Source organism: Actinacidiphila bryophytorum (genome assembly GCF_016916835.1).
Classification (GTDB): domain Bacteria; phylum Actinomycetota; class Actinomycetes; order Streptomycetales; family Streptomycetaceae; genus Actinacidiphila; species Actinacidiphila bryophytorum.
This window is the reverse complement of record NZ_JAFFIX010000004.1, coordinates 147,647-160,578: the sequence shown is the minus strand read 5'-3', so window position 1 is coordinate 160,578 and position 12,932 is coordinate 147,647. Positions and strand designations below refer to the sequence as shown.

Here is a 12,932-nt window from a genome sequence, read left to right as displayed (position 1 = left end):
ATGGCCCTGAACGGGGCTGAACGCAACCCGGACTGCAACCCTCCCGGTCAGGTCCGGGGGGGTGGGTCAGATGGTCAGGAGGGCGGGGTCGGCGGCCTTGTCGGTGGGGAGGAAGTCGTCGGGTACGGGGTACTGGCCGAGGACGTAGTGGAGGATCGCCGCGTGCATGGCCTCGACGGGCGCGATGGTGGCGGCGGTCTCGATGCCGGCGGGGCTGGTCACGTTGTAGGTGGCGAAAAGGTAGGTCTGTGCGGCCTGGTCCTCCAGTTGCAGGGCCAGCTCGGCAACGTCGCCGACGCTGGTGGCCTTGCCGAGCGCGCTCGTGGTGGCGGCCTGGTTGGACAGCGGCACGTTGGTGATGGCGGGTTTGCCTGCGCGGGTGAGTACGGTGTTCCAGACTTTGGCGTGGTCGGCGTGCTGGGCCATCGCGGTGGAGACGAAGGTCGCGACGGCCGGCGGCACCGTGCCGAGCTTGCCGGCCTTGGCCGCGGCGAGCGTCGCCTGGTAGGCGCCGACGGCCTGGTTCTCCAGCGCCACGGCGAGAGCGACGACCTTCAGGTCGCCGGTGTATTTCCCGGCCGAGGACGCGGACGCGGACACGCCGCCGGCGCCCTTGGTGGACGAAGCCGAGGTGTTCTTGCCGTTGCTGGAGCAGGCCGCCAGCGTCAACGCCGCGGCGAGCCCGCCGGCGCCGAGCAGGAAGCGGCGCCGACCGGGATCGGCCGCCCCGTCGTCGGGGGTGGAGCGGGTGCGGGTCTGTTCCGCCAGGTCGACCGCGCCGGTTCGCATGGCCGGCAGCGTGGACCTGTGTGCGTCTTCCATGTCCCGGGTCAGGCGGGTCAGCTGGGCTTCGCTGATCGGCAGTTCCCAGCCCTCGCGTGCGGTGGTCATTTCACGGCCCCCTCAGTGATCGGCGAGGCGTTCTCGGTCGGGTAGAAGGTGTCGGGGATGCCGACACTGCCGGCCGCGGCGGGCAGCTTGGCGACGTCGGTCGGGACGGCGATCAGGTCTGCCGTGTTCCCGGCCAGCAGGGCCTGCACGGCAAGCAGCGTCGCCCGGTGCTGGGCCTCCACCGGCGCGACGGAGGCGAACAGCTTGCGCAGTTCCGCGCTGCTGACCTGCCCGACGTTCTTGGTGTACGTCTGAGCGGCCACGTCCTCCAGGGTGATGGCCAGCTTCACGACGTCCGCCGGGGTCGTGATCGACGGCAGCGTCTGCTTGACGACGGCCGCGTATTTCGGGTCGGGCCCGGTCTGCCCCTTGCCGCCGGCCTGGGTGGCTGCGGAGTTGAATGCCTCGGCGTGCGCCTGGTGCTGGGTGGTCGTCTTGGCGATGAAGGCGGCGATCGTCTTGTTGCCGTTCTTGATGAACGGCAGGCCCGCGGCGGTCCGGTAGACGCTGACCGCCAGGTTCTCGATCGACGCGGCGGTCTGCAGCGCCATGATGTCGTCGCCTGAGGTGGCCGCGGTGGCCCGCAGGGAGGACATCAGCGCCGCCGCCCCCACCGCTCCTGCGACGGTGCCACCGCGCTGCCACCAGCGGCGCCGTGCCGCCGCCTCGTCCCGGGCGACCTCGGTGAAGTCGCCGAGCGCCTCGTTGGTGATCCTCACGGCGTCGCTGTTCAGGTCCTGTGACTGCTCGGTGAGCTGTTCCAGCAGTCGGGTGTCGATGCGCTCTGCGGCCATCGCGTCCCTCTCTCATGTGCCCGCCCGGACGGCGGAGTCTGCGTGGTGGATTCGGCACGGTGGGCCGGGTGGATTGGTCGGACCCCCTGAGGACCGGGAGGATCACCCGCCAGAGTGAATAGGCGGCCCCGGGGCGCACGAACGTGCTAACCCGTGGTGAGCTGCGCGAAGACGACGGTGTTGCCGTCGTAGGAGCGGGTGTGCGCGTTCCAGTCGCTGCAGGTGATGAGGCGCAGTTCGGCGTCGGGGGTGTTGCCGTAGACGTCGAGGGTGGGGAAGGCCGCTTTGTCGTAGGAGCGGACGGCGTCGACGGTGAAGACGGCGACCTTGTGGTCGGCGCGGGTGACGCGGATCTGCTGGTGCGGCTTCATCGCGCCGAGCCGGTAGAAGACGGCCGGCCCGGTGGCGTACGAGTCGACGTGGCCGAGGATGACCGAAGGACCGGCCTGGCCGGGCGTCGGGGAGCCGTGGTACCAGCCGGCCTGCAGGGGCTTGCCCGGGACCTGGATGGTGCCGTCCTTGTTCAGGCCCAGGTCCAGCAGCGCCGAGTGGATGCCGACGGCGGGGATGTCCAGCACGGTCGGCCGGGACGCGGGCAGCGTGCCGCTGCGGGTGGGCGCCGGGGCGGCCGGGGCGGCACGGCTCGGCGTCGCGGGCATCGAAGGCGTGCCGGACATCGGGGACATGGAATGCCCGGGCAGCTGCCCGGCCGCAGCGGGGCCGGGCCGCGGCGGCGGCGAGCCCCCGCCGGTGGTCGCGGCGAAGACGGCGGTGACGCCCGCGGCGACGCAGGCCACCGCGAGCACGACGAGAAGGATCGCCGTGCGTCGCGGATGGCCCTTGCCGGTGGTGGGGGTGGTGGTCATCGGCCGGCGGTGCCCCGTCGGCGCAGCGCGTAGCCGCCGGCGCCCAGGCCGGCCAGTACGGCGGCGCCGCCGCCCGCGACCATGCCGGCATCGGTGTGGCCGGTCTGCGTGGCGCCGTCACCGGTGTCGGCGGCGCCTGCCGGCATCGAGGACATCTGCGAGGCGGTGAACGCGCCGCACAGGGCCGGGTCGGTGGCCTCGGCCGGGAGTGTCTTGTCGAGTTCGCTGGCGCCCAGGACCTTGTCGTACATGCCGTTGGCGTTGTAGTCGATGCCGTGCACGACGAGGACGGCCCTGCCGGACTTGAGGTTGGCGGCCACCTTGTCGCTCACGTCGAGGGTGCGGCTGTAGGAGACCGTCGCGCCGGCTGGGAAGCGGTCCACGGCCAGCGCGCTCTTGTCGGTGCTGTCGCCGCTGGTGGTCAGCGACGTGCCGATCATGCCGTAGTCCTTCATGGCGTCGGCGACGTTGATCGAGGGGTGCCCGTTGTGGTCCACGGCCTCCGACGGCTTGGGGCAGACGCCGCCGCCGTCGACGTGGATGTGCATGGCGTGCGGCGACTTGCCGCCGACGAGTCCTGAGGCGGTCACGGTGATCTTCGCGGTGTTGCCGGAGAGCTGGATCATCGCCTTGCCGCTGCCCGTGACGTGATTGGCCGTCACCGGGTCGAGCGACGCCTGGTAGGTGGCCCACTGCCCGGCGGTGTCCGCCGGTGCCGCCCACGCCGCCGCCGGGAACGCCAACGGAACGGCGGCCACTGCCATCGCGGTCACGACACGTGCGCTGGTGGATCGCATGATGGTGCTGCCCTTCACTCGCGGAAACCGCAGAGCCGGCACGGAGCCGGCTCGGCGTCCGGAGGTGACTACCTCCACCCCTGGTTCGGAGCGGCCGCAGGTACGGATTGGTCAGTCACGGCCGGAGACACCTCCGGGGTTCGTGGTCGCAGCCGACGTGGAATGCGGCAATGCGATGACGGGCAGAGGCACGTTGCAGATCATCGGCACGGTGCTTGCGCCGACGTAGCCTCGGCGACATCCCTCGGCGACCAATCCGGGAGTGGCCCAGCGACGAACAAGTGGTGACGGTTCTACTCACGGAGGTGCCCATGCGCCTGGCGGCGCTCGACGACCAGGCCCCTGAGCCGCGCTCCGGCGCGCTGGAGACGCTGCTCGACCGCGTCTCCCGGGGTGACAAACAGGCGTTCGAAACGCTCTACACCGCAGTCGCAGGCGCCGTCTTCGGCCTGGCCCGGCGGATCGTGCGCGACCCGGCGCAGTCCGAGGAGGTCGCCCAGGAGGTGCTGATCGAGGTCTGGCGCCGCGCCGCGCGCTTCGACCCGCGGCATGGCACCGCCATGGCATGGATCATGACGCTCGCCCACAGCCGCGCGGTGGACCGGGTGCGGTCCGCCCAGGCCTCCGCGGCCCGCGACCACAACGCCGCGCTGCGCGACCGCAGCACCCCCTACGACGAGGTCGTAGAGCAGGTCGAACGCAGGCTGGAGCGCGAGCAGGTGCTCCGCTGCCTGGAACAGCTCACCGAACTGCAGCACGAGTCGGTGACCCTGGCCTACTACCGCGGTTGCACCTACCGGGAGACCGCCGACCTGCTCGGCGTGGCCCTCGGCACCGTCAAGACCCGCCTGCGGGACGGCCTGATCAGGCTCCGCGACTGCCTGGGAGTGACCGCGTGAACCCCGCCGACCTCCACACGCTGACCGGTGCCTACGCCCTGAGCGCACTGTCGGACACCGAGGCCGAGGAGTTCGCCCGGCACCTGGCGCAGTGCCCGGCCTGCGCCCAGGAGGTGCGCGAGCTGCGCGAGACCGCGGCACGGCTGGCCCTCGCCGTCGCCGAGGTCCCCCCGGCCGGGCTGCGCAACCGCGTCATGGCCGCGCTGCCCGACGTGCGGCAGCTGCCGCCCGAGGCGGCGAGGGGCACCCTGCTGCCGCCGTCCCGGCGCAGCCGGTGGCCTGGCCTGCCCGCCCTGGTGGCGGCAGCGTGTCTGGCAGCCGCGGCGGTCGCCACCGGCGTGGCCGTGGACGCCCGCCACCAGGCCGACCAGGCCCGCGCGGACACTGCGAGGGCGCAGCAGCAGGCCGCCGCGGTGAGCGCGGTGGCCGCCGCACCCGACGCCGCCTTCCGCACCGGCGCGCTCACCGGCGGCGGAACGGCGACCGTGGTGTCCTCCGCACGGCTCGGCAAGGCTGCCGTGATCTACCACGACCTGCCGGAACTGCCGGACTCCGGGGTCTACCAGCTCTGGTTCAGCCGCGGCGGCACGATGGTGTCCGCGGGCCTGCTGGCGAGCGGCCGCCCCACCGGCTCGACCCTGCTCGACGGCCGGACCGCGGGCGCCGACGCCGTGGGTGTGACCGCGGAACCGCAAGGAGGCTCCGCGGCACCCACCAGCGACCCCCTGGCCCTGCTGCCCCTGTGACCCGAGCACTCCGCGCCCGACCGGGCCGCCCCACACCGAGCCGGCCCCGGCCGACGGGGCAGCTGCCGCCGCGTGACCCGCTGCCGCGCGCTCCGCGCCGAACGCGGATTCCGCTTCGGGTGCTCGGGGACCAATCCGCGCGGCCCGTCGTGACGAATCACGTACGAGAGGGTTTCGCACCGGGCGGTGCGGAGCCGACGCCCCGGTGGAGGAGGAGCGGCACGTGGACCGGCGACGTATAGCCGTGGTGGGTGGTGGAGTGGCGGGGCTGACCGCCGCCCACGTGCTGCAGAAGAGAGCCGACGTCCTGCTCTTCGAGGCGGAGGACCGTCTCGGAGGCCACGCCGACACCCACGAGGTGGCCGCACATGGCGGGCGCCTGCTGCGGATCGACACCGGCTTCATCGTCCACAACGAGCGCACCTACCCCACGCTCCTGCGGCTGTTCGACGAACTGGGCGTCAGCACCCAGGCCTCGGAGATGAGCATGTCGGTGCGCTGCGACGGCTGCGGTCTGCAGTACGCCGGTGCACGTGGCGGCCCCAGCGGCCTGTTCGCCCAGTTGAGCAGCGTGTCGCGGGGCCGCTACCTGCGCATGCTCACCCAGGTCCCGGCCTTCCACCGGGCGGCCCGGGCGGTGCTGGCCGCAGGCGGGCCGGAGCACCAGACCCTCGGTGACTTCGTCACCGAGCGCCGATACTCGCCGTACTTCGTGAATCACTTCGTGATCCCGCTGGTCTCGGCGGTGTGGTCTTGCGCCCCGCAGACCGCGATGCGCTATCCGGCGGCATATCTCTTCCGCTTCCTGGAGCGCCACGGACTGCTGTCGGTCAGCGGCTCTCCGCAGTGGCGCACGGTCACCGGCGGATCCGTGGAGTACGTCCAGCGGATCGGCAAGCGGCTGGCAGCGCTGCACACCGCGACACCTGTGCGGGCGGTGCGCCGCCACGCCACCGGTGTGGAGATCACCACGGACGACGGCACGACGTACGACGCCGACGCGGTCGTGACAGCCGTCCACCCCGACCAGGCCCTTCGCATGCTCGCCGACCCCACCCGCGACGAGCAGCGGATCCTCGGCGCCTTCCGGTACTCGCGCAACGAGACGGTGCTGCACACCGACACCTCGCTGCTGCCGTCCGCGCGGCGTGCCCGCGCCTCGTGGAACTACCTGCTGCCCTCGTGCACAGCCGCCGCGGAACGGGTCCTGGTCAGCTACCACATGAACCGGCTGCAGCGGCTCGACGCCGCCGAGGACTACGTGGTCACCCTCAACGGCGGCGACCTCGTCGACGGCCACCGGGTGCTGGCCCGCATGGCCTACGAACATCCCGTCTACACCCCCGAGTCCGTTGCAGCGCAGCAGTTGCTGCCCGAACTCACCACCGGTGTCACCGCGTACGCGGGCGCCTACCACGGCTGGGGCTTCCACGAGGACGGCTGCCGGTCGGGGGTGGCCGCGGCCGCCGCACTCGGGGTGCGCTGGTGAGGGCCGGCCAGGTCCACGCACCCGGGAGCGGCACTGCGCCCGCGCTCTACGAGTGCGTCGTCGCCCACGCCCGCACCACGCCGGTCCGCCACTCCTTCCGGCACCGCACCTACATGTGGCTGGTCGACGTGGACCACCTACCCGTACTGCCGGTGGCGCTGCGCCCGCTCGCCGGGTTCGACCCGCGCGACCACTTCGGCGGGGCGCGCGAGCCGCTGCGCACGGCGCTGGAACGCTTCCTTGCCGTACACGACATCCACCTCGACGGCGGCCGGGTGCTGATGCTCACACATGCGCGCGTTCTGGGGCACGTCTTCAACCCGCTGACCCTCTACTGGTGCTCCGACCGGGCCGGATCGCCGCTGTGCGTGGTGGCGGAGGTGCACAACACCTACGGCGACCGGCACTGCTACCTGCTGCGCCCGGATGCGGAAGGCCGCGCCGAGGTGCGTAAGGAGCTGTACGTCTCCCCGTTCTTCCCCGTCGACGGCTCCTACAAGATGCGCCTGCCCCAGCCCGGTGAACGGCTCGGCGTCACCGTGCGGTTGCGGCGCGGCGACGACGTGCCCTTCACCGCGGCGCTACGAGGAACACGGCGGCCGGCCACCGCGCGTCAGCTGCTCGCCGCGGCCGTACGGCACCCCTGGTCGACCCTCGCGGTCTCCGCGGCCATCAAGATGCACGGCATCCACCTGTACTTGCGCGGACTGCCCGTCACGCCCCGGCCCTCGTCCGCACCGCAGGAAGGTTTGAAGTGAACGGACTCGTCCAGCTCCCTACCGCCGCCGTGACCGGCCGCCGCCCCGCTGCCCCGGTGGATCCCGGCGTCTGGCCCGACGTCGCGCGACTGCCCGCCGCCTCCGCGGTCCGCACCGCGGTCGCCCGGCGGCTCGTCGGGCGCGCACTGGCCGGGCTGCCGCTGCGCGTCGCGGCGCCGGACGGCCGCATCGCGGGCCGCGGAGGCCCCGTCCTGTACCTGCACGACCCCGGCGCCTTCCACCGGCGGATCGGCGCCGACGGCCTGATCGGCTTCGGCGAGTCCTACATGGCAGGCGAGTGGGACGCCGACGACCTGGTCGCCGTCCTGACGGTGCTGGCCGAACACGCCACGGTACTGGTGCCCTTGGCCCTGCAACGGCTGCGCGGGCTGTGGGCGCACCGCAGACCCCTGGACCAGGCGAACACCCCGCAGGGCGCCCGGGACAACATCCACCGGCACTACGACCTGTCCAACGACCTCTTCGCGCTGTTCCTCGACGAGACGATGACCTACTCCTCGGCCGTCTTCCGCGACCTCCCGGCCGGCGCCGACGACCTGGCGACCGCGCAACGCCACAAGATCGACCTGCTGCTCGACCTGGCCGGCGTCCGGCACGGCACCCGGCTGCTGGAGATCGGCACCGGCTGGGGCGAGCTGGCGCTGCGCGCCGCCCGGCGCGGCGCACACGTGCGGACAGTGACACTGTCGGTCGAGCAGCGCGACCTGGCCGCCGCCCGGATCGCCGCAGCCGGCCTGTCCGACCGCGTCGAGGTCGAACTGCGCGACTACCGCGAGGTGCAGGGCAGTTACGACGCCGTGGTGAGCGTCGAGATGATCGAGGCTGTCGGCGCCGAATACTGGCCGGTGTACTTCACCACGCTGGCTCGGCTCCTCGCGCCGGGCGGCCGGATCGCACTCCAGTCGATCACCATGGCCCACGACCGAATGCTCGCCACCCGCCGCAGCCAGAGCTGGATCGGCAAGTACGTCTTCCCCGGCGGCATCATCCCCTCCGCCACCGCGGTCGCCACCACGGCGGAGTCCTGCGGCCTGCGGGTGAGGTCCGACACCGGATTCGGCGAGCACTATGCCGAGACGCTGCGGCTGTGGCGGAACCGCTTCGCCGGCAGAGCCCGCTCGGGCGACGTGGCCGCCCTGGGCTTCGACCACGTCTTCTCACGCATGTGGGAGTTCTACCTCGCCTACTGCGAGGCGGGCTTCCGGGCGCGGTACCTGAACGTGCAACAGTTCCTGCTGACCGCCTCGGGCACGGCGGGAGGCGCCCGGTGACCACGGTGGCGCAACGGCTCGGGCCCGTACTGGAATCGGTGTTCTCCGGCGAGGCGCCGCTGCGGCTGCGAGCCTGGGACGGCAGCGAGACCGGGCCGGCCGCGGCCCCTGTGGTGGTGCTGCACTCCCGCCGCGCGCTGCGCCGGCTGCTGTGGCAGCCGGGTGAACTCGGCGTCGCCGAGGCCTACATCGCCGGTGATCTCGACGTCGAAGGGGACCTCGCAGAAGGGCTCGGCCGCGTCCTGCACGCGGTACGGGAGAGGCCGGCAGGCCCCGCCGCCCGTCCCTTCCCCCTTCCCCGGATCGCGGGGCTGCGGCCCGCTGAGGCGGCCAGGGCGGCCGGGGTCGCGCTGCGGCTGGGCGTGCTCGGCCCGCGGCCGGCCGCGCCTGGCGCCCCCCGGGCACGGCTGCGCGGCAAACCGCACAGCACCGCCCGCGACAGGGCCGCCATCAGCCATCACTACGACCTGTCCAACGACTGGTACGCAGCCCTGCTCGACCCGTCGATGGCCTACTCCTGCGGTTACTGGACGGCGCCCGAGGACGACCCCGCCTACGGGCTCGCCGACGCCCAGCGCGACAAGCTGGAACTGATCTGCCGCAAACTCGCGCTCGCTCCCGCCGGCCGCCTGCTGGACGTCGGCTGCGGCTGGGGCAGCCTGGCCCTGCACGCCGCCGTCGAGCACCGGGTGCACGTCACCGCCATAACCCTCTCCCGCGAGCAGCACGACTTCGTGGCCGCCCGCGTCCGGGAACGCGGCCTCACCGAACTGGTCCAGGTGCGGCTGGGCCACTACCGAGACCTCGACGCCAGCGGCGGCACGGGATACGACGCGGTGTCCGCGGTGGAGATGGGCGAACACGTCGGCGAACCCGACTACCCCGGCTTCGCCTCGCGGCTGCACCGCCTGCTGCGCCCTCGCGGACGGTTGCTCGTCCAGCAGATGTCCCGCGACTCGACCGCGCCGGGAGGCGGCGCCTTCATCGAGGCATACATCGCGCCCGACATGCACATGCGCCCGGTCGGCGCGACCGTCGGCATGCTGGAGTCCGCGGGCCTTGAGGTGCGGTCGGTGGAGTCGCTGCGGGAACACTACGTCCGCACCATCAGGGCCTGGCTGCGCACGCTGGAGGACGACTGGCCGCGGTTCACCGTCCTGGCCGGCGAGCCGACCGCACGCCTGTGGCGGCTGTATCTGGCAGGCGCTGCACTCGCGTTCGCCGAACGGCGCATGGGCGTCGACCAGATCCTCGCCGTGCGCACAGCCGAGGACGGCGGTTCCGGCATGCCCGCCACACCGTCGAGTTGGTACGGGGAGCGTCCGTGACCGCGGCGGGTGGCGGTTTCCCGTGGGTGGCCTTCGCCACCGGGCTGGGGTGGTCCGCGCTCGCCGCCTTCGCGGTCATGGCCGCCGCCTTCGCCGTCGGAGCGGCCAAGGGCATCCACCGGGGGGCCGACATCGCCTGGGGAGTGGCCTTCACCGCGGTCGCCGCCGTCTCCTGCGCGGCGTCGGCAGGATACGGAGACCCCGGACGGAGATACCTGATCACCGCGGCGACCGCGGTGTGGGGCCTCCGCCTGGCCGCGCACATCGCCCGCCGGGGCCGCGGACGCGGCGAGGACGCCCGCTACGACCGCCTGCTCGCCAAGGCCCCGGGCAGCCGCAACGCCTACGCCCTGCGCGCCGTGTACCTGACGCAAGGCGCCCTGGTCTGGCAGATCTCGCTGCCCGTCCAGGCCGGGCAGTACGTGGCCGCTGCGCCCGGAGCCGCAACGGCGGTGGGCGTCGCGCTCTGGGCGGCCGGCACGGTGTGCGAAGCCGTCGGAGACCACCAACTCGCCCGCTTCACCGCCGACCCTGCGCACCACGGCCGCCTCATGGACCGCGGCCTGTGGTCCTGGACCCGGCACCCGAACTACTTCGGCGACTTCCTCGTGTGGTGGGGCCTGTACCTGACGGCCTGCGGCAGCTGGCAGTCCGCCGCCGTCGCCGCGCCCGCCCCGCTCCTCATGTCGTACCTGCTGATCCTCGGGAGCGGCAAGCGCCTGCTGGACAAGCACATGGCCGGACGCCCCGGCTACACCGCGTACGCCGCCCGCACCAGCGGCTTCGTCCCCCTGCCTCCCCGCTGGTACCAGCGCCTGCGAGCCGCCCACCGCCAGCCCGCCAACTCCCGGACGCCGCACTGACCCGACCGAATCCTGAGCGGCCGGTCAGCACCGGCAGAGGGTGATGCAGGTGGGTGTCCCTCAGCCCCATGAGGGACGGCTGAGGTCGGTGGACTCGGTGTCCGGCGCGGTGCGGTGGCGGGGCCTTCATGAGGCCGCGGCGTGCCCGTCCGCATCTTCCTGGGCCGCGGCGTCGAGGGAGAACAGGGCAAGCAGGGCGGCGACGGTGGGGCCTGCGTCGGCCGGGTGCCGCAAGGACGTGTCGGCCGAGATGGCGTAGACGTTGGTGCGGCCGGCGCGGGTGCGGCTCAGATAGCCGTCGGCCTCGAGGTCGGAGAGGATCTTCTGGACGGCGCGCTCGGTCAGAAGGCACTGTGCCGCGATGTCACGGACCCGGACCCCCGGGTCGCGCGCGATCGCCGCGAGGACGCGCGCGTGATTGGTCAGGAAGGTCCATCCGGTTCGCGGGCGGGCGGCTTCATCCATGGGGACATTCTACGATGCGTGATTCAGGTCAGAGAATACGTGAACAAAATTTCCTGTACTCTCTGGCAGGGGCTTCGGTGACGCCAGGCGCCCACGGAGATCCACACATCCCTTCGGGGCAGGCGCCGGCCGCTCCGGCGGCCAGATGATGACCTCTGGAGGTCGCGCACCATGGCACACGATGTGCTGGCACCCCAAGTGATCACGCACCGGCACGGCGGGCTGACCGTCCGGATGGTCGAGGACGGCGGCCGCGTCCGGGTGTCCGTCGGGGGCGAGATCGATCTCGGGTGTGCGGACATGCTGCGCCAAGTACTTGCCGAATGTCTGCGTACCGCCCCTCGCGGTGTCGACGTCGACCTGACCGGCCTCGGCTTCTGCGACTCCTCCGGGCTCAATGCACTCCTCCAGGCTCGCGAGCACGCGCTTGCCGTGGGTGCCCCGTTGACCGTGAGCGCGGTGTCGGCGCCTGTGGCCCGCGTCCTGGATCTCACCCACTGCGGTGACGCCTTCCCCGAGGCCGTGGTCTCGGTCCCCTTCGGCCGACGGCACGGACGCCGCTCTGCCCGGTGCGGCGACGCGGCCGACAACGGCAGGGGCGTAACGGACCGGCGGCCGAACGGGGCAGGTCAAGAACCCCGCGCGCTGAGACTGCACGTGGAGGCCGTCCTGGCCCGGCGACTAGGGATGGCGGTGTTGCCGGCATGACCCGACCCGGCCAGCGGCCCCAAGACCCTCCTCCGTCCCGACCCGCCCCGATTCATAGGACGATGACCATGACACAGATGCAGATCCCGACGCCCGGCGAGGCCTTCGAGCTGCTGCTGGCCGGCAACCGGCGATTCGTCGCCGGCACCCCGGAGCACCCCAACCAGGACGCCACCCGCCGCGCCGAGACCGCATCGTCCCAGCAGCCCTTCGCCGTGCTGTTCGGGTGCTCCGACTCCCGACTGGCCGCCGAGATCATCTTCGACCGGGGCCTGGGTGACCTGTTCGTGGTGCGCACCGCAGGCCACGTCATCGGCCCTGAGGTGCTGGGCAGCATCGAGTACGGCGTGGACCTGCTGGACTGCCCGCTGGTCATCGTCCTCGGCCACGATTCCTGCGGCGCCGTGGGCGCGGCGTGCGACGTGCTCGACAACGGCACGGCGCCGGCCGGATACGTCCGGGACGTGGTCGAGCGGGTGACGCCCAGCGTGCTGGCGGCGCGGGCCGCCGGACGGGTGCGGCCCGAGGAGATACTCGCCGAGCACGTACGCAACACCACCGACCGGCTGCTGGACCGCTCCCGTGCACTCGCCGAGAAGGTCGCCGCCGGCCGGACCGCCGTCGTCGGACTGCGCTACCGCCTGGCCGACGGCAAGGCCCAGCTCGTCGCCAGCCACGGCCTCGACGCGAAAGTACCCGCCGCTTCCTGACCGCACAGCACCTCACGGTCAGGTACCGGTCGTACCGCGACTACGTATTGGCCAACCGTCCCGCTGTGGCACCTGACGGCCAGCCGTGGCCCTCCCAAAAGTCTTCGTGATCACTGGCTTCACGGGACTGCGGTCAGAGCCGTTTTCTAAGAGCGTCATCACCGCATCCGACGCTGGCCTCGCGTACCGCCTCCACATCGAAATCATGCGCAGGTATCCGGACAGCCGGGCCAGCTGGAGGGTACAAGATGCTCGTGCTGGATGACGGAGTCCCTGGGTCACCGACGAAAATGCGCTGACCTGTAGTCCCCCACCCTTGGCGCTGA

At 72.3% G+C, this 12,932-nt stretch carries 14 protein-coding genes; 9 read left to right on the top strand and 5 right to left on the bottom strand.

What is annotated here, in order from left to right:
* Positions 1-66: 66 nt before the first annotated feature.
* The 4 genes from JT723_RS08070 to JT723_RS08055 all read right to left on the bottom strand — a co-directional run bounded on the left by JT723_RS08070 (position 67) and on the right by JT723_RS08055 (position 3,348).
* Positions 67-891: a ferritin-like domain-containing protein gene (locus tag JT723_RS08070; protein WP_240165259.1), complete on the bottom strand. Its 825-nt coding sequence runs from the start codon at positions 889-891 to the stop codon at positions 67-69.
* Positions 888-1,685, bottom strand: a complete 798-nt coding sequence (locus tag JT723_RS08065; RefSeq protein WP_205043792.1) for a ferritin-like domain-containing protein — start codon at positions 1,683-1,685, stop codon at positions 888-890. The genes JT723_RS08070 and JT723_RS08065 overlap by 4 nt, the downstream gene beginning before the upstream one ends.
* 146 nt (positions 1,686-1,831) lie before the next feature.
* Entirely contained in the window at positions 1,832-2,551 is a 720-nt protein-coding gene (locus tag JT723_RS08060) for a class F sortase (RefSeq protein WP_205043791.1), read from the bottom strand.
* On the bottom strand, positions 2,548-3,348 hold the full coding sequence (locus tag JT723_RS08055; RefSeq protein WP_205043790.1) for a hypothetical protein: 801 nt from the start codon (positions 3,346-3,348) through the stop codon (positions 2,548-2,550). The genes JT723_RS08060 and JT723_RS08055 overlap by 4 nt, the downstream gene beginning before the upstream one ends.
* A 311-nt stretch (positions 3,349-3,659) precedes the next feature.
* Here JT723_RS08055 and sigK point away from each other — a divergent pair, with 311 nt between their 5' ends.
* The 7 genes from sigK to JT723_RS08020 all read left to right on the top strand — a co-directional run bounded on the left by sigK (position 3,660) and on the right by JT723_RS08020 (position 10,723).
* Positions 3,660-4,247 carry an ECF RNA polymerase sigma factor SigK gene (gene sigK, locus JT723_RS08050; RefSeq protein WP_205043789.1) on the top strand — a complete coding sequence of 196 codons (588 nt, stop codon included), beginning with the start codon at positions 3,660-3,662 and terminating at the stop codon, positions 4,245-4,247.
* Positions 4,244-4,993, top strand: a complete 750-nt coding sequence (locus JT723_RS08045; protein WP_205043788.1) for an anti-sigma factor — start codon at positions 4,244-4,246, stop codon at positions 4,991-4,993. Before sigK ends, JT723_RS08045 begins: the two co-directional genes overlap by 4 nt.
* 223 nt (positions 4,994-5,216) lie before the next feature.
* Entirely contained in the window at positions 5,217-6,482 is a 1,266-nt protein-coding gene (locus JT723_RS08040) for an NAD(P)/FAD-dependent oxidoreductase (RefSeq protein WP_205043787.1), read from the top strand.
* Positions 6,479-7,240, top strand: a complete 762-nt coding sequence (locus JT723_RS08035) for a DUF1365 domain-containing protein (protein WP_205043786.1) — start codon at positions 6,479-6,481, stop codon at positions 7,238-7,240. The genes JT723_RS08040 and JT723_RS08035 overlap by 4 nt, the downstream gene beginning before the upstream one ends.
* Entirely contained in the window at positions 7,237-8,532 is a 1,296-nt protein-coding gene (locus JT723_RS08030) for an SAM-dependent methyltransferase (protein WP_205043785.1), read from the top strand. The genes JT723_RS08035 and JT723_RS08030 overlap by 4 nt, the downstream gene beginning before the upstream one ends.
* Positions 8,529-9,860 carry a class I SAM-dependent methyltransferase gene (locus JT723_RS08025; RefSeq protein ID WP_205043784.1) on the top strand — a complete coding sequence of 444 codons (1,332 nt, stop codon included), beginning with the start codon at positions 8,529-8,531 and terminating at the stop codon, positions 9,858-9,860. The genes JT723_RS08030 and JT723_RS08025 overlap by 4 nt, the downstream gene beginning before the upstream one ends.
* Positions 9,857-10,723 carry a DUF1295 domain-containing protein gene (locus JT723_RS08020; RefSeq protein WP_251513260.1) on the top strand — a complete coding sequence of 289 codons (867 nt, stop codon included), beginning with the start codon at positions 9,857-9,859 and terminating at the stop codon, positions 10,721-10,723. Before JT723_RS08025 ends, JT723_RS08020 begins: the two co-directional genes overlap by 4 nt.
* 126 nt (positions 10,724-10,849) lie before the next feature.
* Here the strand turns inward: JT723_RS08020 and JT723_RS08015 are convergent, their stop codons facing one another.
* The gene (locus JT723_RS08015) at positions 10,850-11,188 is read right to left on the bottom strand and encodes a helix-turn-helix transcriptional regulator (RefSeq protein ID WP_205043783.1); all 339 of its coding nucleotides are present in this window, start codon (positions 11,186-11,188) and stop codon (positions 10,850-10,852) included.
* A gap of 171 nt (positions 11,189-11,359) precedes the next feature.
* Here JT723_RS08015 and JT723_RS08010 point away from each other — a divergent pair, with 171 nt between their 5' ends.
* A complete protein-coding gene (locus tag JT723_RS08010; protein ID WP_240165258.1) occupies positions 11,360-11,896 on the top strand; it encodes an STAS domain-containing protein in 537 nt (178 codons plus the stop codon).
* Positions 11,897-11,964: 68 nt separating this feature from the next.
* Positions 11,965-12,606: a carbonic anhydrase gene (locus tag JT723_RS08005; RefSeq protein WP_205043782.1), complete on the top strand. Its 642-nt coding sequence runs from the start codon at positions 11,965-11,967 to the stop codon at positions 12,604-12,606.
* Positions 12,607-12,932: the final 326 nt, after the last annotated feature.

Coding starts and splice junctions, on each gene's coding strand:
- JT723_RS08070 (WP_240165259.1), bottom strand. CDS start 891: ATGACCACCGCACGCGAGGGCTGGGAACTGCCGATCAGCGAAGCCCAG.
- JT723_RS08065 (WP_205043792.1), bottom strand. CDS start 1,685: ATGGCCGCAGAGCGCATCGACACCCGACTGCTGGAACAGCTCACCGAG.
- JT723_RS08060 (WP_205043791.1), bottom strand. CDS start 2,551: ATGACCACCACCCCCACCACCGGCAAGGGCCATCCGCGACGCACGGCG.
- JT723_RS08055 (WP_205043790.1), bottom strand. CDS start 3,348: ATGCGATCCACCAGCGCACGTGTCGTGACCGCGATGGCAGTGGCCGCC.
- sigK (WP_205043789.1), top strand. CDS start 3,660: ATGCGCCTGGCGGCGCTCGACGACCAGGCCCCTGAGCCGCGCTCCGGC.
- JT723_RS08015 (WP_205043783.1), bottom strand. CDS start 11,188: ATGGATGAAGCCGCCCGCCCGCGAACCGGATGGACCTTCCTGACCAAT.
- JT723_RS08010 (WP_240165258.1), top strand. CDS start 11,360: ATGGCACACGATGTGCTGGCACCCCAAGTGATCACGCACCGGCACGGC.
- JT723_RS08005 (WP_205043782.1), top strand. CDS start 11,965: ATGACACAGATGCAGATCCCGACGCCCGGCGAGGCCTTCGAGCTGCTG.